This window comes from Janibacter indicus, from assembly GCF_900176385.1.
GTDB lineage: Bacteria > Actinomycetota > Actinomycetes > Actinomycetales > Dermatophilaceae > Janibacter > Janibacter indicus.
Genome location: NZ_FWXN01000005.1, coordinates 119,945 through 146,070, shown reverse-complemented (window position 1 = coordinate 146,070; position 26,126 = coordinate 119,945). Strand labels below are relative to the sequence as shown.

The 26,126-nt window shown below is 69.4% G+C and carries 26 protein-coding genes and 2 pseudogenes; 17 read left to right on the top strand and 11 right to left on the bottom strand.

The annotated features are described in order from the left end of the window. The first annotated feature begins 68 nt into the window (after positions 1-68). Positions 69-455, top strand: coding sequence for a DoxX family protein (locus B9B60_RS07375; RefSeq protein WP_084450535.1), 387 nt, complete (start codon positions 69-71; stop codon positions 453-455). 153 nt (positions 456-608) lie between these two features. On the opposite strand, the gene B9B60_RS07370 is transcribed toward B9B60_RS07375, so the two are convergent. Together B9B60_RS07370 and B9B60_RS16855 are read right to left on the bottom strand one after the other, a co-directional pair. Next, complete coding sequence (locus tag B9B60_RS07370) at positions 609-1,958, bottom strand: ISL3 family transposase (protein ID WP_234993782.1); 1,350 nt, start codon at positions 1,956-1,958, stop codon at positions 609-611. A gap of 124 nt (positions 1,959-2,082) precedes the next feature. Continuing rightward, positions 2,083-3,126: a hypothetical protein gene (locus B9B60_RS16855; RefSeq protein ID WP_143445484.1), complete on the bottom strand. Its 1,044-nt coding sequence runs from the start codon at positions 3,124-3,126 to the stop codon at positions 2,083-2,085. 125 nt (positions 3,127-3,251) lie between these two features. On the opposite strand from B9B60_RS16855, the pseudogene B9B60_RS17485 reads away from it, so the two are divergent. The 5 genes and pseudogenes from B9B60_RS17485 to B9B60_RS07340 all read left to right on the top strand — a co-directional run. After that, positions 3,252-4,159 (top strand): annotated as a pseudogene (locus B9B60_RS17485) (IS3 family transposase); the annotation flags it as partial. Between the two features lie 47 nt (positions 4,160-4,206). Beyond that, positions 4,207-5,604, top strand: a complete 1,398-nt coding sequence (locus B9B60_RS07355; protein WP_084450532.1) for an IS30 family transposase — start codon at positions 4,207-4,209, stop codon at positions 5,602-5,604. A gap of 52 nt (positions 5,605-5,656) precedes the next feature. Next, positions 5,657-5,896 (top strand): annotated as a pseudogene (locus tag B9B60_RS07350) (IS3 family transposase); the annotation flags it as partial. Positions 5,897-6,213: 317 nt separating this feature from the next. Continuing rightward, a complete protein-coding gene (locus tag B9B60_RS07345; protein ID WP_084450530.1) occupies positions 6,214-6,459 on the top strand; it encodes an AbrB/MazE/SpoVT family DNA-binding domain-containing protein in 246 nt (81 codons plus the stop codon). 11 nt (positions 6,460-6,470) lie between these two features. Continuing rightward, positions 6,471-7,079 (top strand): LON peptidase substrate-binding domain-containing protein, encoded by a 609-nt coding sequence (locus B9B60_RS07340; protein WP_084450750.1) that lies wholly within the window; start codon positions 6,471-6,473, stop codon positions 7,077-7,079. Positions 7,080-7,162: 83 nt separating this feature from the next. Here B9B60_RS07340 and B9B60_RS07335 read toward each other — a convergent pair whose 3' ends face one another. Then, positions 7,163-7,501 (bottom strand): hypothetical protein, encoded by a 339-nt coding sequence (locus B9B60_RS07335; protein WP_084450529.1) that lies wholly within the window; start codon positions 7,499-7,501, stop codon positions 7,163-7,165. Beyond that, complete coding sequence (locus B9B60_RS07330) at positions 7,462-8,280, bottom strand: hypothetical protein (RefSeq protein ID WP_084450528.1); 819 nt, start codon at positions 8,278-8,280, stop codon at positions 7,462-7,464. The genes B9B60_RS07335 and B9B60_RS07330 overlap by 40 nt, the downstream gene beginning before the upstream one ends. 159 nt (positions 8,281-8,439) lie before the next feature. Here B9B60_RS07330 and B9B60_RS07325 point away from each other — a divergent pair, with 159 nt between their 5' ends. From B9B60_RS07325 to B9B60_RS07315, 3 genes are all read left to right on the top strand, one after another. Next, positions 8,440-9,252: an abortive infection family protein gene (locus B9B60_RS07325; protein ID WP_084450527.1), complete on the top strand. Its 813-nt coding sequence runs from the start codon at positions 8,440-8,442 to the stop codon at positions 9,250-9,252. Between the two features lie 299 nt (positions 9,253-9,551). Next, positions 9,552-10,535: an aldo/keto reductase gene (locus tag B9B60_RS07320; RefSeq protein ID WP_200811179.1), complete on the top strand. Its 984-nt coding sequence runs from the start codon at positions 9,552-9,554 to the stop codon at positions 10,533-10,535. After that, positions 10,532-10,891: a MerR family transcriptional regulator gene (locus tag B9B60_RS07315; RefSeq protein WP_084450526.1), complete on the top strand. Its 360-nt coding sequence runs from the start codon at positions 10,532-10,534 to the stop codon at positions 10,889-10,891. The genes B9B60_RS07320 and B9B60_RS07315 overlap by 4 nt, the downstream gene beginning before the upstream one ends. A 214-nt stretch (positions 10,892-11,105) precedes the next feature. Here B9B60_RS07315 and B9B60_RS07310 read toward each other — a convergent pair whose 3' ends face one another. Continuing rightward, the gene (locus B9B60_RS07310; protein WP_084450525.1) at positions 11,106-11,507 is read right to left on the bottom strand and encodes a hypothetical protein; all 402 of its coding nucleotides are present in this window, start codon (positions 11,505-11,507) and stop codon (positions 11,106-11,108) included. Between the two features lie 170 nt (positions 11,508-11,677). On the opposite strand from B9B60_RS07310, the gene B9B60_RS07305 reads away from it, so the two are divergent. The 3 genes from B9B60_RS07305 to B9B60_RS07295 are packed head-to-tail and all read left to right on the top strand — an operon-like array spanning position 11,678 to position 12,887. Then, positions 11,678-12,010, top strand: coding sequence for a hypothetical protein (locus B9B60_RS07305; RefSeq protein WP_143445482.1), 333 nt, complete (start codon positions 11,678-11,680; stop codon positions 12,008-12,010). Between the two features lie 21 nt (positions 12,011-12,031). Continuing rightward, a complete protein-coding gene (locus B9B60_RS07300) occupies positions 12,032-12,553 on the top strand; it encodes a GNAT family N-acetyltransferase (protein WP_084450523.1) in 522 nt (173 codons plus the stop codon). Between the two features lie 55 nt (positions 12,554-12,608). Beyond that, the gene (locus B9B60_RS07295; RefSeq protein ID WP_159451171.1) at positions 12,609-12,887 is read left to right on the top strand and encodes a type II toxin-antitoxin system TacA family antitoxin; all 279 of its coding nucleotides are present in this window, start codon (positions 12,609-12,611) and stop codon (positions 12,885-12,887) included. A 564-nt stretch (positions 12,888-13,451) separates the two neighbouring features. Here the strand turns inward: B9B60_RS07295 and B9B60_RS07290 are convergent. Together B9B60_RS07290 and B9B60_RS07285 are read right to left on the bottom strand one after the other, a co-directional pair. Next, the gene (locus B9B60_RS07290) at positions 13,452-14,687 is read right to left on the bottom strand and encodes an MFS transporter (RefSeq protein ID WP_084450522.1); all 1,236 of its coding nucleotides are present in this window, start codon (positions 14,685-14,687) and stop codon (positions 13,452-13,454) included. Between the two features lie 66 nt (positions 14,688-14,753). Beyond that, complete coding sequence (locus B9B60_RS07285) at positions 14,754-15,854, bottom strand: YeiH family protein (RefSeq protein ID WP_084450521.1); 1,101 nt, start codon at positions 15,852-15,854, stop codon at positions 14,754-14,756. Between the two features lie 11 nt (positions 15,855-15,865). Here B9B60_RS07285 and B9B60_RS07280 point away from each other — a divergent pair, with 11 nt between their 5' ends. Further along, positions 15,866-16,750 (top strand): LysR family transcriptional regulator, encoded by an 885-nt coding sequence (locus tag B9B60_RS07280; protein WP_084450520.1) that lies wholly within the window; start codon positions 15,866-15,868, stop codon positions 16,748-16,750. A gap of 30 nt (positions 16,751-16,780) precedes the next feature. Here the strand turns inward: B9B60_RS07280 and B9B60_RS07275 are convergent, their stop codons facing one another. Further along, positions 16,781-17,980 carry a Fic family protein gene (locus B9B60_RS07275; RefSeq protein WP_084450519.1) on the bottom strand — a complete coding sequence of 400 codons (1,200 nt, stop codon included), beginning with the start codon at positions 17,978-17,980 and terminating at the stop codon, positions 16,781-16,783. A gap of 122 nt (positions 17,981-18,102) precedes the next feature. Here B9B60_RS07275 and B9B60_RS07270 point away from each other — a divergent pair, with 122 nt between their 5' ends. From B9B60_RS07270 to B9B60_RS07260, 3 genes are all read left to right on the top strand, one after another. Beyond that, positions 18,103-18,573 carry a hypothetical protein gene (locus B9B60_RS07270; protein WP_084450518.1) on the top strand — a complete coding sequence of 157 codons (471 nt, stop codon included), beginning with the start codon at positions 18,103-18,105 and terminating at the stop codon, positions 18,571-18,573. Positions 18,574-18,652: 79 nt separating this feature from the next. Beyond that, complete coding sequence (locus B9B60_RS07265) at positions 18,653-20,671, top strand: NADPH-dependent 2,4-dienoyl-CoA reductase (protein WP_084450517.1); 2,019 nt, start codon at positions 18,653-18,655, stop codon at positions 20,669-20,671. 4 nt (positions 20,672-20,675) lie between these two features. Continuing rightward, the gene (locus tag B9B60_RS07260; RefSeq protein WP_084450516.1) at positions 20,676-21,446 is read left to right on the top strand and encodes an SGNH/GDSL hydrolase family protein; all 771 of its coding nucleotides are present in this window, start codon (positions 20,676-20,678) and stop codon (positions 21,444-21,446) included. Here the strand turns inward: B9B60_RS07260 and B9B60_RS07255 are convergent. Then, entirely contained in the window at positions 21,421-21,801 is a 381-nt protein-coding gene (locus tag B9B60_RS07255; RefSeq protein WP_084450515.1) for a nuclear transport factor 2 family protein, read from the bottom strand. The genes B9B60_RS07260 and B9B60_RS07255 overlap by 26 nt on opposite strands. Positions 21,802-21,903: 102 nt before the next feature. Here B9B60_RS07255 and B9B60_RS07250 point away from each other — a divergent pair, with 102 nt between their 5' ends. Further along, on the top strand, positions 21,904-22,461 hold the full coding sequence (locus tag B9B60_RS07250; protein ID WP_084450514.1) for a PadR family transcriptional regulator: 558 nt from the start codon (positions 21,904-21,906) through the stop codon (positions 22,459-22,461). Positions 22,462-22,769: 308 nt separating this feature from the next. Here the strand turns inward: B9B60_RS07250 and B9B60_RS07245 are convergent, their stop codons facing one another. Further along, positions 22,770-24,146 (bottom strand): SPFH domain-containing protein, encoded by a 1,377-nt coding sequence (locus B9B60_RS07245; protein WP_200811178.1) that lies wholly within the window; start codon positions 24,144-24,146, stop codon positions 22,770-22,772. Continuing rightward, positions 24,139-25,962 carry an SPFH domain-containing protein gene (locus tag B9B60_RS07240; protein ID WP_234993781.1) on the bottom strand — a complete coding sequence of 608 codons (1,824 nt, stop codon included), beginning with the start codon at positions 25,960-25,962 and terminating at the stop codon, positions 24,139-24,141. Before B9B60_RS07240 ends, B9B60_RS07245 begins: the two co-directional genes overlap by 8 nt. Between the last annotated feature and the right edge of the window lie 164 nt (positions 25,963-26,126).

Below are 26,126 nucleotides of genomic sequence, written 5' to 3'. Positions count from 1 at the left end.
GCTTCCGGTCGCCGTCATGACAGATGACGAGCCCGCACGGGCTGACGTAACCGATCAAGGAGCCTGCAATGGACACCCTGCTGTGGACCATGGCCATCGTCCTGGCCACCGCCTTCACCATCGGCGGCCTCACCCAGATCCTCCTCCCGAAGGGGAGGTACCGCGAGCTGTCGGTGACGCAGCACTGGGTCGACGACTACACCGCGGGCCAGCTCAAGGCCATCGGCACGATCAAGACGGTGGGCGCGCTGGGCCTCGTCCTGCCCGCGGCGGTTGGGGTGGCCCCGGTGCTCGTGCCGCTGGCGGCGAGCGGGCTGGTGCTCTTCATGATCGGCGCGGGTACGACCAGGTTCCGTCGGCGCGAGTACACCTTACTCGTCGGCGACCTGTTCTTCCTCGTGACCTTCGCGTTCATCGCGTGGGGGAGGTTCGCGCTCGAGCCCTTCGGCGGGTGAGGGCGCGTTGCCTCGGCGGTGAAAGCGGTCGCACGCAAGGCTGTCCGGATACGGGCCGAGCTGCTGAGGAGGGCTCCGCGTGGCGAGAACAAGGACCCAGCATGCGAGCCCTTTGGCACACCTGCGACGTCTGGCCACTACTTAAATGGCTCTTCACCGATGAGTGTGGGGTCGTAGGTTGAGGCCGCCGCCGATGAGGAGCATGCGGAGGCGGTAGTTGTCGCGGTTGCGAAAGCCGCGGGCTACGCGGCGGTGGAGCTCAATGAGGCCGTTGATGGCTTCGGTGCCGCCGTTGTTGGCGCCGTTGGTGTCGAAGTAGCCGAGGAACTCGCGGCGCCAGGTGTTCAGGGTCTTGCCCAGGCGGGCGACCTCGGGGATCGGGCATGAGGCGAAGGTGTCGAGGATCTTCTCGGCGACCGCTCGCCCGGCAGCATGAGTGGCCTGGTGGTAGGCGGAGCGGACCTGCTGGGCGCACACCCAGGCGACCTCGACCTCGAGGTGGCGTTCGTCGGCAGCCCACGCCGCCTCGAGCCGGGCGCGTTGTCGCTCGGTGAGGTTCTCGGCGCCGGCGCGCAGGATGTTGCGGATCCGGTACAGCGGGTCGTTCTTGCGGCCTCGGTGGCCGTGGATCTGCTGCTGGACACGTCGGCGGACGTCGTCGACGACGGCGGTGGCGAGCTTGACGACGTGGAAGGCGTCCAGGACCGAGCGGGCGTCCTCGAGCTGGTCGTCGATCGCGTTCTTGTACCCGTGGAACGGGTCCAGCGTGGCCACCTCGACCCGGGCTCGGAAGGCCTGGCCGCGCTGGTCGAGCCAGTCCTTGTACACGGCGCCGGAGCGACCCGGGACGAGGTCGAGCAGCCGGGCCCTGGTGCGCCCGCCCGCATCACGGGTCAGGTCGACCATCCCGGTCAGCTCCTTCGGGCCGCGTCCGCCGTCCTCGATCGGCTTGGTCGAGACGTGATGCCACACATGTTCATCGACCCCGAGGATCGCGACCCCCTCGAAGCGCGACACGTCGTCGGCTGCGGCCTGCAGCAGCGGCCGGATCGACTCCCACACGGTCCGCCACCCTGTCCCGAGCTGGCGCCGTACCCCGTTGACGCTGGCGTGCTCGCGGCGGATCTGCTCGATCGCCCACCGGCACGCCCGGGCCGTCAACAACCCGCGAGGCGTCGCGACAGCGTCGTCCTGCTCCACGAACGAGCCGACCCCGCACGCGGGCTCCAGGCACAGCCAGCGGCGCTTGCGCCAGATGATCCGCACCGGCCGGCCAAACGCCGGCGCGTCGACCAGGCGCACCTCCACCCGTCCGTGGCCGCGGGCGATGACCCCGCAGGAGCGGCATCCCATCGGCTCCGGAGCCGACTCCACCGTCACGACCAACCGGTCGTCACCGTGCTGCTCGACAGCGATCACATGCAGCCCGGGTAGTCCGACGAGGACGTCGCAACGGTCGCAGTAGCCGCCGCGCACACGGCAGCACAACGTAGGCTCGGGCATCGTCGAGGTCCTTGCGATCAGGAGAGGTAAGAGTCCTCTGATCTTCGAGGGCCTCGACCCTTTCCACCCTTACCCCACGCCCCGGCGCGTCGCGCTCACCCCACACTCATCGGTGAAGAGCCACTTAAATGCTGAACTCTGGTGAGTCTGCGGATCGTTCGTGGAGAAGACGGATGCGAGTGTCGATGTCTGCAAGGGCGGAGGACGCTGCAAGTCGAGGGCTTGGCCAGCCCCACAATGCTGTGATGGCGGCAGTTGAGAAGGTTAACGAGCTCCCGGCTAGGAACCACTGCGACGGAAGTAGTTCGATACGGCCAACGACGTGCAGCGACAGAGAAATGATCCCAAGACCAGCGAAAAGCCCAATGATTAGAGAGAGGAACGCCACGCGCATGAACGCGCTTGCTAGTGGTCCCAGAGACCGAGCGCGCGCGGAGGCTCGCAACTGCATCGTCCCTTCGGCGAGCGCGAACCACGCCAAGGTAACGACCCATGTGCTTGCCGCGCTCATCGCGCCATTGAAGAGTGCCTCAGGGTCGCTGAGGCCCGCAAGGGCAGCAGACGCAGCTGTTAGCGCCGCGGGGATCAGCGACAGCACCAAGATCAGCAGTATGAACCTTTGAGAGGAAATGCCTCGTGTTGGAGAGCCGATGCTGCGAGCCAACTGAGTTCTGACGGTCCGTAGGTGCTTTAACTCCCGCTCAGCCAGTTCTTGGGTCAGCTCCTGGTCCAAGGGTCGCAGTATTGCGAGCAGCGTTGTGAACAGAAGCCATGTAGGGACGGCAAGGAAGCCGGAGTCGGCGTCGCCGGCGGCGGGCAGGGCCACCGCGAGGCATGCGCCAAGAAAAAGCGCGGACGAAGTCACCGTCCGAAGCACAAGACCTGCGATGGGCTCGAAATCTCCATCCTGGTTACGACTGACCCGAAACTGAACAGAGATGAAGAGGCCAAGGGCGACGGTCATCACTGGCTGTTGCGATGTTGTCACTACCTCGGTCGGTATCCCGAGTCCCCTGACTGCCAAACCGCTCACTAGCCCTGCGATGAGGGACGCGGCTAGCCAGGGGCCCCAAGTGCGAAAGAACGGCGACAGCGCGTGTTTGCCAGCGCCCGGTTCAGCAAAGTCCCAGTTGAGCGGACCCATCCACGTCGACACCCAGTTCTTCATGTCGTTCCCTTCTAGCGGTTGTTGAGCAACCTATGGACAGGCGCCGACAGCGCAGTCGGGGTCTGCCCCGAGTTCGGTTGACACCTGATCTCTGAGGTTTCGGCCTTAGGCGGAAGGATGTCCCCGTGGCAAAGCCCTACCCCAAAGAGTTCCGTGACGACGTCGTGGCCGTGGCCCGCAAGGGTCAGGCGCCCTTGTCGCAGATCGCGAAGGACTTCGGCATCTCCGAAGGCTCGCTGGCGAACTGGATGAAGCAGGCCGATATCGAGGACGGCAAGCGCACCGGCCTGACCGACGACGAGCGCAAGCAGCTGCGTGAGGCGAACAAGAGGATCCGGCTCCTCGAGCAGGAGAACGAGGTCCTGCGCAGGGCAGCTGCCTACCTGTCGCAGGCCAACCTGCCGGGAAAATAGTCTTCCCGCTCGTCCGTGAGATGGCCGCGGCCGGTGCCCTGATCAGGGTGCCGGTCGCGGTGGCGTGCAGGGTCCTGGGCTTGTCGACCCAGGGGTACTACAAGTGGCTCAAAGACCCGGTCTGTCAGCGGGACTGGGACGACGCGCACCTCATCGACGTTCTCTACGACCTTCATGAGGACGACGCCACCCTCGGCTACAGGTTCCTCACCGACGAGCTCGACCTCGAGCACGGCATCAGAGTCGGCGAGAACCGCGTGCACCGGCTCTGCCGCATCGCGGGCATCACCGCGTCACACCACAAGAAGCGCAGCAAGGCGGGCTCCACCGGGCCGGCGCCGCACGACGACCTCCTCGCAGTGGTCGACGAGCACGGCGTGGTCCGTCACGAGTTCGTGGCCGATGGGCCGAACAAGGTGTGGCTGTGGGACATCTCGGAGCACCCCACGCGGGAGGGGAAGCTCTACATCTGCGCGATCAAAGACGTCTGGTCGAACAGGATCGTGGGCTACTCCATCGACTCACGGATGAAGTCATCGCTCGCCCGGGCCGCGATGCGCAACGCCGTCGCGCTCCGATCGCCGACCGGGACGATCTGTCACTCGGACAGGGGCGGTCAAGGCGAATTCAACCGGTCGTCGCAACACCTTGATCGAGAGGTGAAGCGATGGGAACAACCCCACGGCAGAAGCGGGTCCGTGCGTATCGAGGACAGATCCCGTCACCGGGACGGCCCTCGGTCGCGTGGCGGCAGGACCGAGTCACGTTCTGGGCGGCTATCGCTCGCGGCGTGAAGACCGACGTCGCGGCCGAGGAGGCCGGCGTGTCCGAACCGGTCGGATACCGCTGGTTTCGCCACTCTGGCGGCGTGAACCCATGCCTGCCCGCCAATGTGTCGGGTCGCTACCTGTCCTTCGCTGAGCGCGAGGACATCGCGATCTGGCACGCCCAGAACATCAGCGCCCGCGAGATCGCTCGAAGGCTCGGACGTAATCCGTCGACGATCTCGCGCGAGCTGCGGCGGGGCGCATCGAGTCGGTCAGCGCAGGCCGAGTACCGCGCGACGGTTGCGCAGTGGCACGCCGAGCGACGAGCACGGCGACCGAAGGTCGCCAAGATGGTGATCAACGAGCGGCTGCGTGATTACGTCCAGGACCGGCTGGCCGGGGTCGTCCACACGCCCGACGGCGAGGTAGTGGGGCCGGACGGGCCGGAGTGGAAGGGCCGTAACAAGCCCCATCGCAAGGATCGTCGTTGGACGCAGGCGTGGAGCCCGGAGCAGATCGCGCGTCGGTTGCCGATCGACTTCCCGGATGATGAATCCATGCGCATCAGCCACGAGGCGATCTACCAAGCGCTCTACGTCGAGGGCCGCGGTGCGCTGAAGCGGGAGCTGGTCAGTTGCCTGCGCAGTGGACGTGCGCTGCGCGTTCCTCGAGCCCGAAACCGTCAGAAGGCTTGGGGGCACGTGACCGAGGAAGTGCTGATCAGCCAGCGCCCCGCAGAAGCGGAGGACCGCGCGGTTCCAGGCCACTGGGAGGGCGACTTGATCATCGGCCTGGAGCGTTCAGCGATCGGCACGCTGGTCGACCGGACCACGCGCTTCACGATGCTCGTCCACCTGCCGCGGGAGGAGGGGTACCGCCACAAGCAGACCGTGAAGAACGGGCCGGCGTTGGCCGGCTACGGCGCGATCACGATGAAGAACGCACTCGCCGCGACCATGACGACGTTGCCTGAGCAGATGCGGCGATCACTGACCTGGGACCGCGGCAAGGAACTGTCGGCGCACGCCGCATTCAAGGTCGAGACAGGCATCCCGGTGTTCTTCGCTGACCCGCACAGCCCGTGGCAGCGCGGAACCAACGAGAACACCAACGGGCTCCTTCGCCAGTACTTCCCGAAGGGCACCGACCTGTCGCGGTGGAGCAATGACGAGATTCAGGCCGTCGCCATGGCGCTCAACGGACGACCCCGCAAGAGCCTTGGCTGGAAGACTCCCGCCGAGGCCTTCGAGGAGCATCTACAGTCGATGCAAACAGCCGGTGGTGCGACGATCGATTGAATCTGGTCAATTCAGGGCCAAGAAGACCCAGCGGCTGCTCGCGAACAACGACCTGATCGGCTCGATGGGCCGCTCCTACGGCGCCGGCGACAACGCCAGCATGGAGAGCTTCTTCTCCCTGCTGCAGAAGAACGTCCTCGACACCCAGCGCTGGGACACCCGCGAAGACCTCCGCCTCGCGATCGTCACCTGGATCGAGACCAAGTACAACCGACGCCGGCGCCAACGCGCCCTCGGGAAGCTCACCCCTGTCGAGTTTGAGATGATCTACGCGACCGCAGAAGCGGCGTGATTACTGCAAACCCCGAGTGTCAACCAGATCGGGGGCAGACCCTCGCAAGCGTTGCTCGACCTTTGGGTTCCTGGCTCGGGTACTCGTGGCGGAACCTGCCCTCGTGACGGCATCGAAGTGGCGATCCTTCAAGCGGCGCCGTCCCCTTCGCTCAGGTGGCGGGCCATCGGCGAGGTGGACCTTGCTCGTCGGCGCGCCGTAGGCGAGTATCTGGGCGCTGGGTGTGTAGGGGCGCCTCTATGCGTCGATCACGTGCGGGCTCGTTAGCCAGCGATCGGGGGATGGCGCGCCGTTGACACACGGGCCACGATGGCTTCATGGAGGCCACAGTCACCTTGGGTCAGGAGTGCAGTCTCGTCATCCCCGCAGACGTCCGCGCCGCACTCGGGCTCGCGCCCGGTGACGAGGTGCACCTGCACGTCGAGGGCCGTCGTGTCGTCATCGAGCGTCAGGCGGACGCGGTGGCAGAGCTGCGGTCCTTCGCGTCGTCGCTGCCCCCTGGCCGCTCTCTGGTCGACGAGCTGTTGGCCGAGCGGCGCCGTGCCGCCGCAGATGGCGAGTGACCGTGCTGCCGATGTTCCCCCTCGGGGCGGTGCTGCTGCCCGGGCAGCCGCTGCCGCTGCGGGTCTTCGAGCCGCGCTACCTGACGATGCTGCGCGACGTCGCGGCCGGCGACGGGCGCTTTGGGGTGGTGCTCATCGAGCGGGGCTTCGAGGTCGGCGGGGGAGACCAGCGTTTCGCCGTCGGGTGCGTCGCGAGCATCGAGCAGGTGCGTCCGATGGGTGGCGGTCGGGTCGGGCTCATCGCTCGTGGTCAGGAGCGCATCGAGGTCGTCGAGTGGCTGCCCGACGACCCCTACCCGAGGGCCGAGGTGTGGCGCCTGCCGGACCTGACATGGGCCGACGACGACGCCCCGCGCCTGGCCGAGACCGAGCGCACCGTGCGACGCGCACTGACGGTCATGAGCGAGCACCGCTCGCCGGCGCTGCCCGCGGACATCGAGCTGGCCGACGACCCGGTCACCCGCAGCTGGCAGCTGGTTTGGATCGCCCAGCTCGGTGTCCTCGACCAGCTCGCGCTGCTGCGGTCGTCATCCCTCGGCGAGCTGCTCGAGACCACCGCTCGCCTCACGAGCGAAGCCCTCGAGCTGCTGCCGCTCCAGTCACCCGACGAGCCCGACTGACCATGGGGAGGGGTCCCCACTGGCCCTTCGAGACGGCTCGTTCCTCGCCTCCTCAGGGACCGGTGGGGAAGGGCGAGGCCGACTCAGTCAGCGTCGACGAAGAGCGGCCGCGACGCCTCGCCCGAGGCGAGCACCTCACCCATCGTGCGGTACTCGCCGCGCTCGAAGACTTTGTCGAGCTTCGCCTGGTCGACGAGGTGCGCCGAGTGCAGCTCGCCACCGGCGAACTGCAGCAGCGACCCGAGCGGCAGCGCCAGATAGGGGCCGAAGGTGCGGTCGCACGCCTGCAGCTCGCCCGCGTCGATGTTGCGCAGCGCGCGTTCCTCGTCGGTCTGCGCGGTGGTCATGACGATCGACCACCCGGACCGGCGGGTGCCATCGGTCAGGGCCTGCGCGCCGGGGTCGAGCTCGAAGCGCTCCATGACGAACGCGGCGGGCTGCCCCAGGACGATCGCGTCGAGGGCAGCCGATTGGATCGCGATCGTCTCGGTGGCACCGGCGCCGCGTCGACACCCGCCTTGCGAGCCGTCTGCACCTGCTCGACCTGCCCGACCAGGGCACCGGTGAGGTCATCGGTCGCCCGCTCCCGATAGGCCTCGGGAGAGGAGAAGTCCGGGGTCGTGACGAGGAGGACGCCCCCTTCGTCCGTGGCCTCGAGCGTGTAGGGCGCATACGACATCTGCAGGCGGGCGCCGGGCTCCAGCGGACCGGCCGCGCCGGCGGCGAAGGCCATGAGGACGCTGCCGGCCAGCGGCGCGAGCTGCGGGCGGGTCCGCGCGCGCAGGGTCACGCCGTCGACGGCCTCTTCGATCGTCTCGGTGGTGGATGCCGCCGGGCTCCGCTCGCCGATGGGTGCGCCGGCACCGCGACCGTCCGCGTCGAGCAGCTGCCGGTCAGCATCGGTGACGGTGCGGTCTGTGGCCCGCGTGGCCCAGGCCCCGAGGAAGCGGCCGTCGGCGACCCGCGCCACCGTCCCCGTCGGCAGCGCGAGTAGCGGCACGAGGTAGGCGGCCGACTGCACGAGCAGCCCGGCGAGGACCTCGAACTCCTTGTTGCGCAGGAAGGACTTCTCGGCCGTGCGCACCAGCCAGCCGGAGTCGTCCTCCGACGTCGACGGGCGCCGCACGAGGACGAGCTCGTCGGTCCGGCTCCTTTCGACGACCGTCAGTGCCGCCTTGGTGAAGGTCACGCCCATCGCCATGTCTACCGGCGCACCATCGACGTCCGCGCGGCTGAGCACGTCCGCCTGGGCGGCCTCGATCCATAGCGCGAGCGTCAGGTCGTCGGTTGTCCGGGTTCGAAGGAATCTGATCACTCGAGCCACGCCGGCCCTGAAGATTGATCCCCATAGTCTGACGACATGGACAACCCTGTGAACGGCGAGGTCGCTGCGGCATTGAGCACCTTCGTTAAGGGCGGCGTAGGACCGTCGCACTCCTCATTGACCTCGGCCTTCTATGCGGCCGGGCTCGGGGACGTCGCCCCATACAGCTCTGGCTCCATCGACAGCCCCAACAAGGTGGACCGCATCACCAGGGCCTGCCGTTCCGTATGGCGGGAGCCGGCAGGAGGCCGCCGCTTGGTCGAGGAACTCTTGAGTTCCTTCCGTGTCCACGGTGTATTTCAGGACTCATCGCTCGAGATGGAGCGGTCTGCCCTGCGAAACGCGCTCCAACAGGTGGGATGGACACTCACGCGGGAGGGGCGGCTCGAACCCATCGGGGACATCATTCTTGAGGTAGGTAGCCGGGAAGCCCTCAACGAGCAACTGAATCGGCTGCGCCGCAACACGGAGGATCCAGGGCTCCTGCTCGGCACCGCCAAAGAACTCCTGGAATCAATCGGGAAGTTCGTCCTCGAAGAAGGCGGGCGTCTTCCTGACCGAACCATGGACTTCCCCGAGGTGATGTCGCTCAGCATGGAGCAACTCGGCGTGATGCCCCGGAACGTGGACGCGACGACGGAGGGCGGGAAGCAGATCCGGAAGGTCTATCAAGCCGTCCGAACCGTGGTCGAGGCCATCAACGAGTTGAGGAACGCGCATGGCACTGGGCATGGGCGAACGCTTCCGAGCGGCGTCACCGTGGAGGCCGCTCGCTTCATGATCCGTCAGGCAACGATGGTCGCCGAGCTGATGCTGTCCGCACATGACCGACAGATGGGCCGTCCGTAAAGGTCCCGGCAGCAAGAGCCCGCGCGGCGGTGGTTCCGTGGACTTTGCTCACCTCCAGGACGAGTTCACGAGGCTGCCGCCCATCGAGACCGAGGACCTTCACCTACCGGCAGCGACGACGAGCCGACCCCCAGCGAGTACGGACGAATGGCTCCGATCGGCCTTCCCCGGTCCTTCACAGATCCTTGAATCATCCTGCCCGATCCCGACCGCCGAAGGGATTGCTGATGAACCCGGGGTGACGTCGCTCATTCTCGGATCCTTGACTTGGAGTTTGGTCCAGGTTGCAGGGTGGGGTCATGACGACGTTTGAGAACACGATGCGGTTGTCCGGCGTCGACGTAGCGATCCCGCCATTGGCCCTGGGGACGATGTACTGGGGCACCGATGTCGCGGTCCCAGTTGCCCATGACCTGCTCGACATGGCCCTCGAGCGAGGGGCCACCTTCGTGGACACTGCCAACAACTACGCGTTCTGGCGCGAGGGCGCGACCGGTGATGAGTCAGAGCAGTGCTTGGGCGCGTGGGTCGCCGCCCGAGGATCAGCGGCACGTGAGCGAGTCACGCTGGCGACCAAGGTCGGGGCCCGGCCCGCCCGGCCGGGCGGGGACCTGTCCGACGCCATGGGCTTGCGACCGGCGTCGGTGGCCGAGCAGGTCCGGGCGAGCCTCGCTCGCCTGCGGACCGACCACGTCGATTTGGTCTACGCGCACATCGACGACGACACGGTGCCGATGCCCGAGATCCTCGGTGGCCTGCAGCAGTTGGTGACCGACGGGCTGACCCGAGCTATAGCGGCGAGCAACCTGACGGCGCCGCGCCTTGCGGAAGCAACTGGAGCAGCTGGCGACGGCCCGCGGTACGCGGCCCTGCAGAACCGCTTCACCTACCTGACCCCGGCGCCGACAGCCGATCTGTCCCCGCACGTCCTGCTGGACGAGGAGACGGTTGTGGTGGCCCGTGACGCGGGGGTGTCGCTGCTGGGCTACTCGCCGCTGCTCAGCGGCGCCTACACCCGCACCGACCGAGAGCTGCCCGAAGGATTCCGCCACTCAGGGACACAGTCGGCGTTGTCTGCCCTCCACGACGCCGCCGACGCGCACGGGCTGGACGCTGGACAGATGGTGCTGGCGTGGATGACTCAGCGCACCGATCCAGTCATCCCCGTCGTGGGCGTCTCGAGTCGAGAGCAGTTGATCAGCGCCGCCCAGGCCGTGTCGACCCACATCGAGCCAAGAGTGCTCGATGCCCTGGACCACACGCGAAACGGAACGCACCGATGACCACCCGCTCGATCGGTGACGTCGCACAGCACCTCGGTCTGGTTCCCGACACGTTGCGCTACTACGAGCGACGCGGCGTCGTGCCCAACCCCGGCCGCGACGCGGGCGGCCGGCGCGCCTACACCGAGGCCGACGTGCACCTGCTGGAAGTGCTCCTGCACCTACGCGCTACCGGGATGCCCCTGGCCGACATCGCGAGCTTCACCCACTACGTCAGTCAGGACCCCGCCGGCGTCGCCGAACGGCTCAACCTACTCCTGACCCACCGCGACCATGTCCTGGCCGAGCAAGACCGCGTCACCCGCGCGCTGGCGGTCATCGACCAGAAGATCAAGGACTACCGCTCGCGCCTTTAGGGCCAAGCCACCTGCACGAGGGGTGGCCTCCGTTGAGTTGGACGAAAGTATAAGGGCGTATAAGGCCGCTATACACCTGTTCATAAACTCTTAGAAGTTGGTTGTCGGTCAGGTCCATCCAGCCCACAGGTTACGCCACAACTAGCTCGCCCTGGCTCGGAGGATCGGACCACGAACCAGTGCTTCGCGGCAGGCATGGTGCTGGCGACTCGGATCAATATCCTCGTTCAGAGTGATCAGAATCTTCGTTCACGAGCGCTTTTTGATCATCACGATCATTCTCCTCGTTCAAACAGGGCCGAATGATCAGAATCGGTAGTTCCCGGACATCGGTCGTGGCGTCGACGAAGTCTTCCGCCGCGTAGTCCGGCGCCGTGATCGCGAACTGCGTCTCCCGGTCCTGCCGCAGCTGCCAGAAGCCGAAGCCCACCATCGTCCGCAGCCCGTCCTCCGTGTTGCCCGCCTCGTGGTGGCGGCGGTAGCGGTCGACGACCGGCCGGGCGAAGGGAGCCACCTCACCCGCGCAGCGCAGCGTCGCCACGGTGCCACCACCGAGGTCGACGGCAGGCTGCGGCTCGGGCTGGGTCGACGGGAGTGGGAGCGGGAAGGTCGCCATGGCTCCATCCTTGTCCTCCCGCCGGCCAGCGGACAGGGGGAGCGCTCCCCCCTGTTGGCTGAGGTACGACCGAGGAGCCTCGAAGCCGTCCGGCGCCCGAGCGTTGTCGGTGCCCGCACCTAGTGTTGGCCTCGTCGCTGGAGGACGAAGGGGGAGTGACGTTGGGTGGGATGACGGACGGCCTGCGGAGCGGTCTGGGCACGGGCGAGCTGGCCGCGCTGGCGCAGCGGGTTCTGGACGAGTGGCGTCGCGGGCCAGCCACTCGGGCCGAGCAGATGGAGGTCTGCGACTGCTGTGGCGACTGGGTCGGCTTCCAGCGGCCGGAGGAGCGGGAGATGGCCGACCAGTGGCGCGAGGCCATGGCCGAGCGAGCGCGGCTGCAGGCCTTGCGCGTCGGTGGCGACGGCCCCGGGTGGCCGGGTGGCGAGATCCTTCCCGACGACGCGGCGACCGGGTGGCCCGGGTCCCGCACGCCGGATTGGTACTGGGTCACGCTGCTCTAGGGCAATGACGGAGGGGCGAGGGTGGCTGAGGGCATGCGCCCCGTAGAGATCGTTTCGTTCTCCCGGGCGATTGACCGTTCAGGCTTTTCTTGTGGCAAGCCTGATCTCGATGCGTGGCTCAAGCAGCATGCCGGCCATCAAGAGAGATCGAACAACACCCGGACGTTCCTTGCCGTCGATCCTCAGTCCGATGGAGTGCTGGGCTACTACGCCACGACGACCTATCGACTAGAGCTGGGCGAGGTTGCGCGTCTCCACGGTTCCCCGAGGAGGCGATACCCCATCCCAGCAGTGCTCCTTGCACGTCTTGCGGTGGACGAGCGGAGCGCCGGTCGAGGTGTTGGTCGCCAATTGCTCGTGCATGCCCTTCGGGGCTTCGTCACCGCGAGTGCGCAGGTTGGCTTCGAGATGGTGGTAGTTCACGCGTTCGACGTCGATGCGGTGACCTTCTACACCACGCACGGCTTCACACCCTTCGCCGACAACCCCATGCATCTATTCCTGACTACCAAAGAACTGCGTGCGACGTTCGATGGTCTGTAAGTCACTTGCCGTGTACATACAGAGTGCGTACGCTGAAGTGCTCAGGAGGCAGCCGATGACAACCAAGACAGAGCGCATCAACGTGCGCTGCAGCGAGGACTCGCTCAAGCTCCTGCGCGATGCCGCCGAACTCCAGGGGCAAGACCTGACGTCCTTCATCATGGGCGCGTCGCTGGAGCGCGCTCGCGCGGTGATGGCGGAGGAGCGAGTGCTACGGCTCTCGCCGGCTGAGCTGCTGCAGGTCGAGTCGGCACTCGAGTCGGAGGCTGGGGTCAATCCGCAGCTGGCGGCACTCGTGCGGGCAGTCCACGGAGTCCAGCACGTCTCGACGTAGGACGGCTCGTCCCGCATCGAGGGTGCGACAGTCGCTGAGCGCCTCAGGCAGACGCCTTCGGCCCCAGCTCGCCCGACCGCGCGAAGGGCAGCCAACGTGGGTGATGGTCGCGGGGCGGGTATCGAGGCTCCGCGCTGCGCTCGTCGCACCGCCCACGCGAACGTGGGACCCAGACCAGCGAGGTGGGCGAGCATCGTGTCGGCGCGCGACTGGATGAGCTCGTCCTCGACGAGCTGCTCTAGGCAGCGTGAACTGAGTCGTTGTGCGCGGGTGTAACTTCGCACGTAGGAGGTCCAGCCATGGAGTCGACTGGAAGCGACGCCCGAGCAGCTCCTCGCCGGACTCGTCGCAGCGGGAGCGACATCTCCGCCGAGAGACGAGTCGAGCGAGTCCGAGAGATCGTTGACGCGATGCGGGACGCCTCGACAGATGCCGACCGCGAGGCCATGAGAGCCGATCTCGAGGCGATGTACGACGAGCACGGGCTGCCGCACTGAGGAGAGGGGCGGCGGTTCCGCCCGGTTGCTACGCCGTTGCCCCGCAGTACGGAGCAACGGCGTAGCGTCAGCGGACCGGCTGGAGGTCCGCGGCGCTGCTGCGGCGCACCTGCCGCAGTCGCGCCAGCGCGGTGGTCGCCGCCAGCGCCGCGAGCGCGTACATCGGCGCCGACGCGCCGAGGTTGTCTTCGTAGGTGTTGAGGACGAAGGGGAGGGCGAAGCCCGAGTAGGAGACGACGTAGAAGAGGCCGGTCGCCACGCCGCGGCTGGCGAGCGGTGCGAGACGCTCGACATCGCGCAGCCCCTGCCCGAGGCACAGGCCGTAGGCGCAGCCGAGGACCACCGAGCAGACGGCGAAGGTCGCCAGCCCGACCTGCGCGCCCGCCACCCCCGCGATGACGTAGCCGGTCGTCGCCAGTCCCGCCCCGACGACGCCGAGGCCGCGCCACCCGCCGACACGACGCATCCCCACCTGCGCGAGGACACCGGTGCCGAGCGACAGGACCGCGGCCACGGCTGGCAGCAGGGGTCCGGAGTACTGCTCGTCGATCCGCTCGGTGAGCACGATCATCGAGACGGTGACGCAGGCGAAGACCCACAGCGCCATCGGCAGCGACGCCGCCAGCGCCGGCCCCAGTCGTCGCTCGTCCGTCACGGGCGCCGCGGGACTGTCGTCGCCGTCGGCAGCGCGCCGCGCCGCGACCCGCGAGGGACCAGGGTCGGGCACCCGCAGGCAGAGCAGCGCGAAGACCGCCGTGAGCACCACGGGCACCGCGAAGGCAAGGTGGGCGCCGGTACGGCCCGACACCGCCCACGCGATGAGGGCCGTGGCCACGGGACCGACGGCGAAGCCGCTCGTCAGCACGACCCCGGCGCGGGCTGCTCCCTTCGTCTCGTCCTGATCGGCCGCCCACGCTGTGCCCGCGCTGGCGACCATGCCGACACCGAGCCCGACGACGAGGCGGCCGACGGTGACGCCGGGCAGCGTCGACCAGGTGAGCATGACGAGGTTGCCGAGGCCCGCGAGGGTCAGGCCGGTGACCACGACCGGGCGTCGGCCGTGCCGGTCGGACAGCCCCCCGCCGAGCAGCAGGCTCGGCAGCAGACCCAGGGCATACAGACCGAAGGCGGCGTCCAGCCCCGGCTTGGAGATGTGCGCGACCTCGGCGAGGACGGGCAGCATCGCCGCGAAGTGGTTGGTCGCCCACCCCGCCGACAGCAGTGCCACGAGCGTGATCCACGTGGTCGTGCCGGGCGCGGGCGTCGCGGCAGGTGCGCGCTCCGCGAGACGGTCCTGGCTCATGCCCCTCCTTCGACGGCGACCGGGGCCCGAGCCTAGAGGGCTGCGAGACGTCGCTGCGCCATGCCCTCAGGTGAGCGAGAGGACGAGCGCCAGCGAGGTGCCTGCGGCGATGAGCGTCGAGATCGTCGCGAGGGTGAGCACCTGCACCGGCAGCGGCCACAGGTCACGGGCGCGGATGCCCATGCCGAGGCCGTACATGCCGGCCGCGAGCAGCAGCGTCGTCAGCACGTCGGTGACCGACAGGACCCCCTGCGGCAGCAGGCCGCTCGTGCGGACCGCGACGGCGCCGACAAAGGCGACGATGAACCACGGGACCAGGGGAGCGGTCGCTCCCTTCGCGCCTGGGGTGGTGCGGGCGAGCACGACCGACAGCGGTGCGAGCAGGGCGACCCGGCCGAGCTTGACCGTCATGGCCAGCGCCACGGCCGAGGTGCCGATGAGCGAGCCCGCCGCGGCCACCTGCGCGACCTCGTGGATGCTCGCGCCGGCCCAGATCGCGGCCTGCCCATCGCTCAGGCCGATGACCCCCGCGAGCCAGGGCACCGCGACCATCATCGCCGAGCCATAGATCGTGACCATGGCTACGGCCAGGGCGACGTGCTGCTGCCTGGCCCGGACGGTGTCCTCTACGGCGGCGATGGCCGCGGCGCCGCAGATGGAGAAGCCGGTGGCGATGAGCATGACCAGTCCGTCCTCGAGGCCGAGTCGCCGACCGACGTACTGCGTTCCGGTGAAGGTCGCGAGCACCGTGGCCGCGATGACGACGAGCCCGCTCGGCCCGATCGAGACGATGTCGGCGAAGGGGAGGCGCAGCCCGAGCGCGGCCACGCCCAGCCGGAGGAGGAACCGAGTGGCGCCGTGACCGGCGATCGCCGGGTGGCTGCCCAGACGGCTGTTGACCACGACCACCCCGATGATCAGGGCGATGAGCAGGGGGCCGAGCAGCGGGACCACCGTGCCCAAGGCCAGCGCCAGGGCGGCGGCCGCCAGCGGCGCGACGAGGGTCGCTGCCGACCCTCGCTGCCTGAGGAGCGTGCGTCCGCCTCGCTCCCTGAGGAGCTTGCGCAGCAAGCGTCTCGAAGGGGGCCGTGCGGTCATCGTCTGCATGACCACCACGGTGCCGGTCGTCGAGGCCGCCCAGTAGACCCCGGTCACGCCCCAGGTCATAGTCTTGGACTATGGCTGAGTTGCCCGATCTCGACATCGAGACGCTGCGGCTCGTCGTCGCGGTGGACGACGCCGGCAGCCTGAGCGCGGCGGCACGCGACCGGGGTCTGAGCCAGCCGTCAGCGAGTGCCCGGGTGCGGGCCTTCGAGGCGCGCTGGCAGCTGACGCTGCTCGATCGCACCCCGCGGGGCTCGCGGCTGACCACCGACGGGCAGGCCGTCGTCGCCTGGGCGCGGCAGGTGCTGCGCGAGGCCGACACGATGCGCTCGGGCCTGGCCTCGCTGCGCGGGGCCAGGCGGGGCGAGGTGAGCGTCGCCGCGAGCCTGACGATCGCCGAGCACATCCTGCCGCGCTGGCTCGGCGAGCTCCGTGAGCGCCTCGAGGTCCACCCGCAGCTGCACGTCGTCAACAGCGACCGGGTCGCCGACATGGTCCGCAGCCGGCTCGTCGACATCGGCTTCGTCGAGACGACGATGACGGCCCCTGGCCTCGAGCACCGCATCGTCGGCACCGACCGGCTCGTCGTCGTGGTGCCACCCGGTCACGCGTGGGCGCGCCGGCGCTCCCCGCTGACCGCACCGGCGCTCGGCGCGGCCGACTGGGTGCTGCGCGAGGAGGGCAGCGGGACGCGCAGCACCTTCGAGCGGGCGCTCGGGCAGCGGCCGACGGTGGCGCTGCAGGCGGGCTCGACCGCCGCGCTGCTCGGTGCGGTCCGCGCCGGCCTGGGGCCGGCGGTCGTGTCGGAGCGAGCGGTCGCTGCCGAGGTGGACACCGGGGGACTGGTCGTCGTACCGACAACCCTCGACCTCGAGCGTCCGCTGACGGCGGTGTGGCGCAAGGGTGCTCGCCTCAGCCCGGCGACCTCGGCGCTGCTGGAGGTGGCGTCGGCGGTGTGACCGCAGCGTCGCCCCCTTCGTCAGGCCACGTCAGCCGCGTCGAGCCCGCTCGCCGAATGCGTCCAGGGCGCTGGTCACCTCAGGTGCGACCCACGCGACGTAGCGCTGCCTGCCGCTCGCGCGTCTGACGATGCCGTGGTCGCGCAACCGGGCGATCACGGCATCGGCTGCCGGCTGCGAGAGGCCGATCTCGGTCTGGATCGTCGCCGAGGTGATGACGGGCTGCCGCAGCAGCAGGGTGAGCACCCGCCAGATCGCGGCCGTGCGCCGCGCGGTGATCCGGTCGGTCCACGTCTCGTGGATCTCGACGAGGTCGTGCGCCAGCCGACGGCCGTTGCCGATCGCGGCGAAGGCGGCGTCGGCGAACCGGGTGACGATCGGGGAGGCGTCGCCCGCGCGGTAGGCCGTGAGGGCGTCGACATAGCTGCGGGTGTCGCCGAGGAGGCCGGCGGAGACCGGGACGGTGGCACGGGTCGTCGCGCCGGCGCGCTGGAGCATGGCGTGCACGAGGGCCCGCCCCACGCGACCGTTGCCGTCGACGAAGGGATGGATCGTCTCGAACTGCGCATGCGCGATCGCGCACTGGACGAGGAGGGGCACGTCGGTGCGCTCGATGAAGGCGCACAGGTCGTCGATCGCTGCGGGGACCCGGTCGTGGTGCGGGGCGACGAAGCTCGCACCATGGGGGGAGACCGACGAGCCGCCGACCCAGACCTGCTGGTCGCGGAAGGTGCCCGGGTCGGCAGACGGCGTCCCGTGCATGAGGGCCGCGTGCACGGCGAGGATCGACGCCGGCGAGATCTCCTCGGCGAGCTCGACGGCTCGGCGCATGGCCTCGACATTGGCCGCGACGAGCTGGGCATTGCTGCCAGGGCGGGCCAGGTCCAGCTCCGCCATGGCCAGCGCCCGTGCCCCGGCGGTGACGTCCTCGATCTGCGAGGAGGAGGCCGATTCGGTGCGCAGCAGGACCGAGGCGAGGGGGGCCAGCTCGGTACCCGGCAGCAGGGTCGACAGCTCGGCGTCGAAGCGAGAGATCTCGGCCCGCGCGTCATCGGCTGCCGCAGCAGCCTCCGCCGTGATCGTGGGAGCGAGCGTCGCGATACGTCGGGGGATCGCGGCCTGGTACGTCGACGTGATCCGGGCGCGCTGGCTGCGGGAGAGGGCCTGCCGCGGGTCGCGATCCCACGGCAGGGTCTCCCAGGTGATCGAGGTGTCGCCTGCGCGAGCCATGTGACGATCTTACATAGGGGAAAGCATTTTCACTTATGTTATGCGGATGGGCGGCTCGTCAGATCCCCGCTGTCGCGGGCCCATCGGAGTACCGTGCCCCCAGGGGATCGAAGGGGGACGCGATGTCGCGTTGGCAGTGGCTCACCGTGGTGGTCGTGACGGCCGTCGTGCTGGGTGGGGTCGGGGGTTATGTGCTCGTCGCACCACGGGGGCAGGTGCCCGTGCCGACGGCGCAGGCGACGCCGGAGGAGGTCGCCCAGGCGTGGATCGACGCTTCCAATGCCCGCGACCTCGACACGATGCGGGCGATCGTCTCCGAGGAGCGGGCCGAGCACTTCGTGCCCTCCTACGTCGACCTGCTGAGCCAGCGGGACCTCATCGTCGCCGAGGACAGCATCGGGAGCGCCCGTGCCTACAACCGGATCGGCACCCGCCTCGGCGACTGGCGGCAGGTGCAGTACGTGCCGGTGCAGTTCCGGGTGCTCCAGTCCGACGGGTCCTTCGCCGCGACGAGCCGCACGAGCTGGGGCTACGTGTTCGCCCGCAACGGCGACGACGAGCGATGGCGCCTCGTCGACCAGGGCGTCGGCTGAGTCACCGCACCTTTCGCCGACGCCGGTCCGCGTGGCAGACTCCACCTAGACAACAAATTGACCATTGGAGTCGTCGACCATGCCTCACTCGTACCCCCACCTGCTCGAGCCCATCACCGTCGGGCGGACCACCCTGCGCAACCGGAGCCTCATGGGCTCGATGCACGTCGGCCTCGAGGAGCAGCCCGACGGCTTCGAGCGGATGGCCGCCTTCTACGCCGAGCGGGCGAAGGGGGGAGCCGGCCTCATCGTCACCGGCGGCATCGCCCCCAACGACGAGGGCGCCCCGCTGCCCGGGGGCAAGACGCTGACGAGCGAGGCCGACGTCGCCGACCACCGGCTGATCACCGACGCGGTCCACGCCGAGGGCGGCAGGATCGCGATGCAGATCCTGCACACGGGCCGCTACGCCTACCACCCGCAGATGGTCGCGCCCTCGCCGATCCAGGCGCCGATCAGCCGCTTCGTCCCGCGGGAGATGACCGAGGCCGACATCCAGCGCACCATCGACGACTACGCCAGGTGTGCGCGACTGGCCCAGCAGGCCGGCTACGACGGCGTCGAGATCATGGGCTCCGAGGGCTACCTCATCAACCAGTTCATCGTCACGCGCACCAACCAGCGCACCGACGACTGGGGCGGGTCCTACGAGGGCCGCATGCGCTTCCCGATCGAGGTCATCCGCCGGGTGCGCGCCGCCGTCGGCGACGACTTCGTCCTCGTCTACCGCCTGTCGATGCTCGACCTCGTGCCCGACGGCTCGACCCACGACGAGGTCGTCGAGCTCGCCCGCGAGGTCGAGGCCGCCGGTGCCGACATCATCAACACCGGCATCGGGTGGCACGAGGCCCGCGTCCCCACGATCGCCACCCAGGTCCCGCGCGCCGCCTGGGCCGGCGTGACGAAGCGCCTCATGGGCGCCGTCACCGTCCCGCTCGTCGCGACGAACCGGATCAACACCCCCGAGGTCGCCGAGCAGCTCCTCGCCGACGGCTACGCCGACATGATCTCCATGGCCCGGCCCTTCCTCGCCGACCCCGAGCTGGTCAACAAGGCCGCTGCCGGTGCCCCCGAGACGATCAACACGTGCATCGGCTGCAACCAGGCGTGCCTCGACCACACCTTCGCCGGCAAGATCACCTCCTGCCTCGTCAACCCCCGCGCCTGCCACGAGACCGAGCTGGTCATCGGCCCGACCCGGCTGGCGAAGCGGATTGCCGTCGTCGGTGCCGGCCCGGCCGGCCTGGCCTTTGCGACGACCGCCGCCGAGCGCGGCCACCACGTCACGCTCTTCGACGCCGCGGACGACATCGGCGGTCAGCTCGACGTCGCGCGGCGCGTCCCCGGCAAGGAGGAGTTCGACGAGACCCTGCGCTACTTCCGGCACAAGCTCACCGACACCGGCGTGGACGTCAAGCTCGGCGCCCGTGTCGAGGCCGACGACCTCGAGGGCTATGACGAGGTCGCCATCGCCACCGGCGTCACCCCGCGCGTGCCCGAGCTGCCGGGCGTCGACCACGACAAGGTCGTCGGCTACCTCGACGTGCTGCGCGGCGGCGCCGAGGTGGGGGAGCGCGTCGCGATCCTCGGTGCCGGCGGCATCGGCTTCGATGTCGCCGCCTTCGTCACCGACCCCGGCGACGACGCGAGCCTCGACATCGCGGCCTTCCAGCAGACCTGGGGCATCGACGAGGCCGAGACCACGCCGGGTGGGCTGACCTCCCCTTCGCACCGGTCGGCAGCACGCGAGGTGACCCTCCTGCAGCGCAAGACCTCCAAGGTCGGTGCCGGCCTGGGCATGACGACGGGCTGGATCCACCGCAGCGAGCTCAAGGCCCGCGGGGTGACCATGGTCCCGGGCGTCACCTACGAGCGCATCGACGACGACGGTCTGCACGTGACCGTCGACGGCGCGCCGCAGGTGCTCGACGTCGACACGATCGTCCTGTGCACCGGGCAGGAGCCCAACCGCACCCTCCACGACGAGCTCCAGGCGAAGGGGGTCACCGTGCACCTCATCGGTGGTGCCGACGTCGCTGCCGAGCTCGACGCCAAGCGGGCGATCGACCAGGGCACCCGCGTCGCCGCCGCGGTCTGATCGCATGACCACGCCACCGCGGCGCTACGTCGCCATCGGCGACAGCCTGTCCGAGGGCATCGGCGACGAGCCGTGGCCCGACGGCAGCCCGCGCGGCTGGACCGACCGGCTCGCCGAGCTGCTCGCCGCCCACCACGGCGAGGTCGACTACGCCAACCTCGCCGTGCGTGGGCTGCGCGCCCACGAGGTGCTCGCGACGCAGGTCGAGGCGGCGCTGGCGATGGAGCCCGACGTCGTCACGCTCACCGCGGGCATGAACGACCTGCTGCGCCCACGCTTCGACCCCGACGTGCTGCGGGCGACGCTCGCCGAGATCGTCGCCCCCTTCACGGCGAAGGGGGCGCGTCTCGTCGTCGTGCCGATCCCCGACATCCGGTCGGTCTCGCCGGCCGGGTGGCTGCTCGCGCGGCGGCGGGTCCGGCTCAACGAGATCTACGCGTGGCTGTCGACCGAGCACGGGATGGAGCCGCCGGCGATGACGACCGGGACGATCTTCGAGGACCGGCGGGCCTGGGCCGACGACCGGCTGCACCTGTCGTCGCTCGGGCACGAGCGTCTGGCGATGGCCGCGGCGGACGCTCTCGGGGTGCCGGACGTCGGCGCGTGGGCGGCTGTGCCACAAGGGGATCCGCCGCGGACCTCCCTTCGCTCCGAGGTGGCGTGGGCTCGCCGCCATCTCGGCCCCTGGGTCGGGCGCCGGCTCACCGGACGCTCGTCGGGTGACGGGGTCGTGGCCAAGCGGCCAGACCTCACCGGCTGGCGGCCGCCTGCTTGATCGCCTCGAAGCGCTCGGCCATCCGGGCGGCGAGCGCCTGAGATGCCTTGAGCGGGCGGGTCATGACCATGAACTCGACGACCTTGCCCTCGTCGTCGAGGGTGAGGAAGTCGCAGCCGGTGATCTCGAGCCCGTCGACCGTGGCCTCGAAGACGTAGGCCTCTTCCGACCCGTCACGCAGCTGGCGCACGTAGCGGAAGTCCTCGAAGACCTCCACGACCTCGCGCAGGATCGCGCTCGTGATCGCCTTGCCGGGGTAGGGGGTGTGGGCGACCGGGCTGCGGAAGACGACGTCCTCCGCGAGCAGCTCGTCCACCGCGTCGAGGTCCTTGGCTTCCACTGCGTCTCGGAACATGCCGCCAACCTACTCAACAAAGTGAATAAGGGGAACCCCTTGGTCCCTGAGAGGGAGGCCGCCGGCGGCCGACCGTCTCGAAGGGACGCCTACCATCGCCCCATGGCCCTCCAGGACGCGATCCTCACCGCTCTCGCCCATGACGAGTCGTCGGGCTACGACCTGGCCAAGGCCTTCGACGTGTCGGTGGCCAACTACTGGACCGCGAGCCCGCAGCAGCTCTACCGCGAGCTGGACAAGATGGAGGAGGCGGGACTCGTCGCCGCCCGTCACGTGGCCCAGTCCAAGCGCCCCGACAAGCGGGTCTTCCGGCTCACCCCGGCCGGGCGCAAGGCGCTGCGGGCGCACACCCTGCGCTCGCCCAAGCCGTTGGCGGTGCGCGACGAGATGCTCGTCCAGGTCGCCGCACTCGAGTCCGGTGACCCCGAGGCGATCCGTGAGCACGTCGTCGAGCGGATGGAGGCCTTCGAGGCCAAGCTCGCGATCTACCACCTCGTCCAGGAGCGCACCCTCGCCGGCCGCAGCGAGGAGGAGTTCCTCGCCTCGGGCGAGCCGGTGGGGCAGTACCTCACACTCCTGCGCGGGATCAGCTTCGAGGAAGAAAACCTGCGCTGGGGCCGTCGGGTGATCGCCGTCCTCGACGCCCGCTCCGACGCCTGATCCCGCCCCCCTTCGCACTGCCCTACGGCAATGCGCACCCCCTCTGCATTGCCCTACGGCAATGCGCTCTCGTTCCTGCATTGCCGTAGGGCAATGCAGAGTTCTGGCCCGTGCTGTGGAGCTGCGGCGTAGCGCGACGAAGGGGGCCGCCCTCCGATGGTCGAGGGTCACGTTGGTCGAGGTGCGAGGCCGCCCGCGGCCGAGCCTCGAGACCCGCCCGAGCCTCGAGACCCGCCCGAGCCTCGAGACCCGCCCGAGCCTCGAGACCCCCCCGAGCCTCGAGACGCACCTCGACCACCGGGGTGGCCTCAGCCCTGCGAGCGCTCCTGCACGGCCTCGGCGGCCCGCTGCGCGGCCTGGCCGACGGCGCTGGCGCTCTGCGTCACCTGCCGCGCACCGCGCCGCGGGGCCGAGTCGCCACCGGACTGCAGCTGCGGCAGCAGCTGGGCCATGAGCAGCGTCGACAACGCCGAGCTGTCGCCGGCGCCGGCGTCGGTGTGGACGATGACCGGCCGCGGGGCGTCCTCGGCGAGGGTCGCGCCGACGTCGAGGCGACGGCGGGCCAGCTCGTAGCCGAGCACCGCGCGGTTGTCGCGGTAGGCCGTGGCCAGCTGCTCCTGCGCCTTGGCCTCACCCTGTGCCGCAACGAGGTTGGTGCGGGCGCGGGTCTCGATCTCGTAGCGGATCTTCTGCGCCTCGGTCTCGCGCTCCTCGAGCATCTGGGCGACGTCCTTGCGGGCCTTGTTGAGCGAGGCCTGGACCTCGACGACCTTGGCGTCGCGCACCTTCTTCGACCGCTCGATCTCGAGCAGCAGGGTGTCGATGCGGCGCTTGCGGGTCAGCTCCCACTCCTTCTCGTAGGCCACGAGCTCCTTGGCGACCCGCTCACGCGTCGCGAGGTGCTCGCGGTACTGGTCGGGCAGCTGCACGTCGGGGATGTTGCAGCCCATGATCTGCACGCCGTAGCGGGTCAGCTGGCGGTTGAGCAGTTCCTGCATGTCCTTGACGTCGCTGCCGCGCAGGTCGTAGGCCTGCTCGGTGCGCACCTGCCGGCTGCGCTGCCGGATCGCGTCCTGGACCGAGTTGCTCAGCACGAGGTCGAAGTTGCCCGCACCGATCGTCTGGACGAAGCGGATCGCGTCGACGATGCGGAAGCGCAGGAAGAACTCGATCGACTTCAGCGGCACGTTTTCGTGCGTCGGCGAGCTGAGCACCGGTGCGGTGTAAGGGATCTCGGTCGTCACGTCGACGACGTAGGCGACCCGCGCCCAGGGGTGCCACAGGTAGTGGCGACCCGGGGAGAGGCCGGGGCCGGTGATGGCCCCGAACTTCGTCAGCACGCCGACGGTGCCCTCCTCGATCTCGACGATCGAGCTGCGCCACCACCACAGGGCCGACAGCAGGAAGGAGATGATCGCGACGAAGATCGCGAGGCCGCCCAGCGCGCCGTGGTCGGTCGCGGCGAGGAAGACGCCGCTGAAGAGCGCCCACACGCCGAACCAGATGAGCGAGGTCCAGCGCATGCCCCGCTTGTCCTTGGGGATGACGACCGGCACGAGCGAGCCGGAGTCGCCACCGCGCAGGTAGCGCGCGACGTCACCCCACCCGGAGACGACCTCCTTGATCGAGCTCATGCCCTGACCGCGGACCGCGCGGACCGCCTGCTCCATCGTCTGGTCACTCACTGCGCTCACCCTCCGTCGACATGTCGGTCACCTGGACGCGCGGGGCCGGGGCCACGCGGGGGGCCGGCGGCGCCGGCGGGGCTGCGGGCCCGGGAGGAGCCGTGCCCGGCGGCGGGGGCGGCGGGTCCTCCCCTTCGTCCTGCAGGTCGGTCCGGGGGTTGGTGTCCTCCGGGAGCGAAGGGGGCGGGGTCGCCCCCTCCTCGACCGCACCGAGGGTCTCGGCCACGGCCTCGTCGCTCACCGACTGGCGAATCTCGTCGAGGCGCTGCTCGCCCTCGGCGTCGAGCTCGGACTGCGAGATCGGCAGGATCTCGACGTCGGTCTCCTCGGGGGCCTGCAGCAGGTCCGTGATCTCGGACTCGCGCTCGGCAACCCGGCTGGCGATGTCGGCCTGGCGGGCGCGGATGGCCTCCATGTCCTCGGGGGTGAAGAGCTGCGCGGCCTGACCGCCGACGAGCTGGCGGGCGATCTGCAGGTAGTCGACGCCCTCGGACTCCTCGCCGACGCGCACGATCTGCGGCAGCGAGCCGGAGACGCCCTCCATCTTGTCGAGCATGTCCTGCTGGTAGCGGTAGTCGAGGATCTCCGGCGCGAGAGCCGCGCTCAGCGCGCGGATGTCGAGGGCCTGGGCCTCGAGGAGCGCGGCATTGGCGTTGGCCTCGGACTCCGACTCGACGAAGCGCTGGCGGGCCACGGCGTTGGCGCGGTTGGTCTCGCGCTCGAGCGCGGTGTCCATCTGCGCCTGGTAGCGCGCGATGTCGGCCTGGATCGCCGAGAGGTTTTCGTTGAGCGAGGCGAGGTCCTTGTTGAGGTCACCCTCGTTCTGCTCCTTCTTCAGCCCCAGCTCGTAGTCGTAGGTGTAGGCCTCCTTGGCCACCCGGATCATCTCCGGCGCCGCGAGGTCCATCCGGTACTCCTGCGCCGAGGGCTCGGCGTGGGTGATGTTGGCCGTCGTCAGCTCGACCGCCGGGGCGAACTGCGCGTTGAGCTGCTCGAGCAGACGCGCGGTGCTCTCACCGACGAGGTCGTAGATGCCCGAGGCCTCCTGCTCGTAGATCAGCGAGCGGGTCGTCTCGGAGATGGCGTTGTTGAGCTTGTCCTGGAAGCCCTGCACGGCACCGAGGACGAAGACGAACTCGCGGGCGCTGACGATCCGGAACTGGAGGAAGAGGTCGACCGAGGCCTGCACGCCGGACTTCGTCGGGGCCGAGCGGATCGGCGCGTTGAAGGGGTACTCCCGGGTGGTGTTGACGATGTAGGACACGCGCTTCCACGGGTTCCACAGCGTCACCCGCCCCGGGCCCACCTCGGCCTCGACCTTGCCGAAGCGCGAGATCAGCGCGGTGCAGCCCTCGGGCACCATGACCATGCCCTGGCGCCACCACAGGAAGGCGGCGGCCAGCAGCACGAGCAGCCAGTAGTGCGGCCCGAAGACGGCGAAGCTCATCCCGAAGGGGATGAGCACGATGAGCCCGACGACGCCGAGCGCCGCGAGCGCGAGCACGGGCAGCATGGCCGTGAGGCGACCACCCTTGGGCATGACCATCGGGGTGATGACGTGCACCGGGCCGGTCTGGCTCATCTCGTAGCGGCTGCGGCTGAGTGCCTCGGCCGCGTTGTCGAGGGAGACGTGCTCGGCGTTGATCCGGGTGCCGGCGGACCCCCCTTCGCCCCGGGCCGCGGGGAAGTCCCGCGCGTTGAGGTCGAAGCCGGCGCCCTGCGCCCGCTCCATGACCTGGTCGACGGCCCCGCCCATGCCGGCCGCGTCCGCGACCTGCCGGGCAGCGTTCATGAACTGCTGCGCCCCTGTGCTCAACCCAATCCCCTTCGTGGTGCTGGTCTGCCGCGATCCTTTCACGCGGAGGCCAGCCCGGGGGAGGGGGAGCTCTCCCCACCTTCGCCCACGTTGGTCGAGGTGCGAGGAGCTCTGCGACGAGCCTCGAGACCTGGTGGGTGGCCTCGAAGGGCTACAGCTGCGTG

Excerpts from the sequence above, each read along its gene's own strand:
- B9B60_RS07375 (WP_084450535.1), top strand. The coding sequence starts at position 69 with ATGGACACCCTGCTGTGGACCATGGCCATCGTCCTGGCCACCGCCTTC.
- B9B60_RS07370 (WP_234993782.1), bottom strand. The coding sequence starts at position 1,958 with ATGCCCGAGCCTACGTTGTGCTGCCGTGTGCGCGGCGGCTACTGCGAC.
- B9B60_RS16855 (WP_143445484.1), bottom strand. The coding sequence starts at position 3,126 with ATGAAGAACTGGGTGTCGACGTGGATGGGTCCGCTCAACTGGGACTTT.
- B9B60_RS07355 (WP_084450532.1), top strand. The coding sequence starts at position 4,207 with ATGGGAACAACCCCACGGCAGAAGCGGGTCCGTGCGTATCGAGGACAG.
- B9B60_RS07345 (WP_084450530.1), top strand. The coding sequence starts at position 6,214 with ATGGAGGCCACAGTCACCTTGGGTCAGGAGTGCAGTCTCGTCATCCCC.
- B9B60_RS07340 (WP_084450750.1), top strand. The coding sequence starts at position 6,471 with ATGTTCCCCCTCGGGGCGGTGCTGCTGCCCGGGCAGCCGCTGCCGCTG.
- B9B60_RS07335 (WP_084450529.1), bottom strand. The coding sequence starts at position 7,501 with ATGGAGCGCTTCGAGCTCGACCCCGGCGCGCAGGCCCTGACCGATGGC.
- B9B60_RS07330 (WP_084450528.1), bottom strand. The coding sequence starts at position 8,280 with ATGGCGATGGGCGTGACCTTCACCAAGGCGGCACTGACGGTCGTCGAA.
- B9B60_RS07325 (WP_084450527.1), top strand. The coding sequence starts at position 8,440 with ATGGACAACCCTGTGAACGGCGAGGTCGCTGCGGCATTGAGCACCTTC.
- B9B60_RS07320 (WP_200811179.1), top strand. The coding sequence starts at position 9,552 with ATGACGACGTTTGAGAACACGATGCGGTTGTCCGGCGTCGACGTAGCG.
- B9B60_RS07315 (WP_084450526.1), top strand. The coding sequence starts at position 10,532 with ATGACCACCCGCTCGATCGGTGACGTCGCACAGCACCTCGGTCTGGTT.
- B9B60_RS07310 (WP_084450525.1), bottom strand. The coding sequence starts at position 11,507 with ATGGCGACCTTCCCGCTCCCACTCCCGTCGACCCAGCCCGAGCCGCAG.
- B9B60_RS07305 (WP_143445482.1), top strand. The coding sequence starts at position 11,678 with ATGACGGACGGCCTGCGGAGCGGTCTGGGCACGGGCGAGCTGGCCGCG.
- B9B60_RS07295 (WP_159451171.1), top strand. The coding sequence starts at position 12,609 with ATGACAACCAAGACAGAGCGCATCAACGTGCGCTGCAGCGAGGACTCG.
- B9B60_RS07290 (WP_084450522.1), bottom strand. The coding sequence starts at position 14,687 with ATGAGCCAGGACCGTCTCGCGGAGCGCGCACCTGCCGCGACGCCCGCG.
- B9B60_RS07285 (WP_084450521.1), bottom strand. The coding sequence starts at position 15,854 with ATGACCTGGGGCGTGACCGGGGTCTACTGGGCGGCCTCGACGACCGGC.
- B9B60_RS07280 (WP_084450520.1), top strand. The coding sequence starts at position 15,866 with ATGGCTGAGTTGCCCGATCTCGACATCGAGACGCTGCGGCTCGTCGTC.
- B9B60_RS07275 (WP_084450519.1), bottom strand. The coding sequence starts at position 17,980 with ATGGCTCGCGCAGGCGACACCTCGATCACCTGGGAGACCCTGCCGTGG.
- B9B60_RS07270 (WP_084450518.1), top strand. The coding sequence starts at position 18,103 with ATGTCGCGTTGGCAGTGGCTCACCGTGGTGGTCGTGACGGCCGTCGTG.
- B9B60_RS07265 (WP_084450517.1), top strand. The coding sequence starts at position 18,653 with ATGCCTCACTCGTACCCCCACCTGCTCGAGCCCATCACCGTCGGGCGG.
- B9B60_RS07260 (WP_084450516.1), top strand. The coding sequence starts at position 20,676 with ATGACCACGCCACCGCGGCGCTACGTCGCCATCGGCGACAGCCTGTCC.
- B9B60_RS07255 (WP_084450515.1), bottom strand. The coding sequence starts at position 21,801 with ATGTTCCGAGACGCAGTGGAAGCCAAGGACCTCGACGCGGTGGACGAG.
- B9B60_RS07250 (WP_084450514.1), top strand. The coding sequence starts at position 21,904 with ATGGCCCTCCAGGACGCGATCCTCACCGCTCTCGCCCATGACGAGTCG.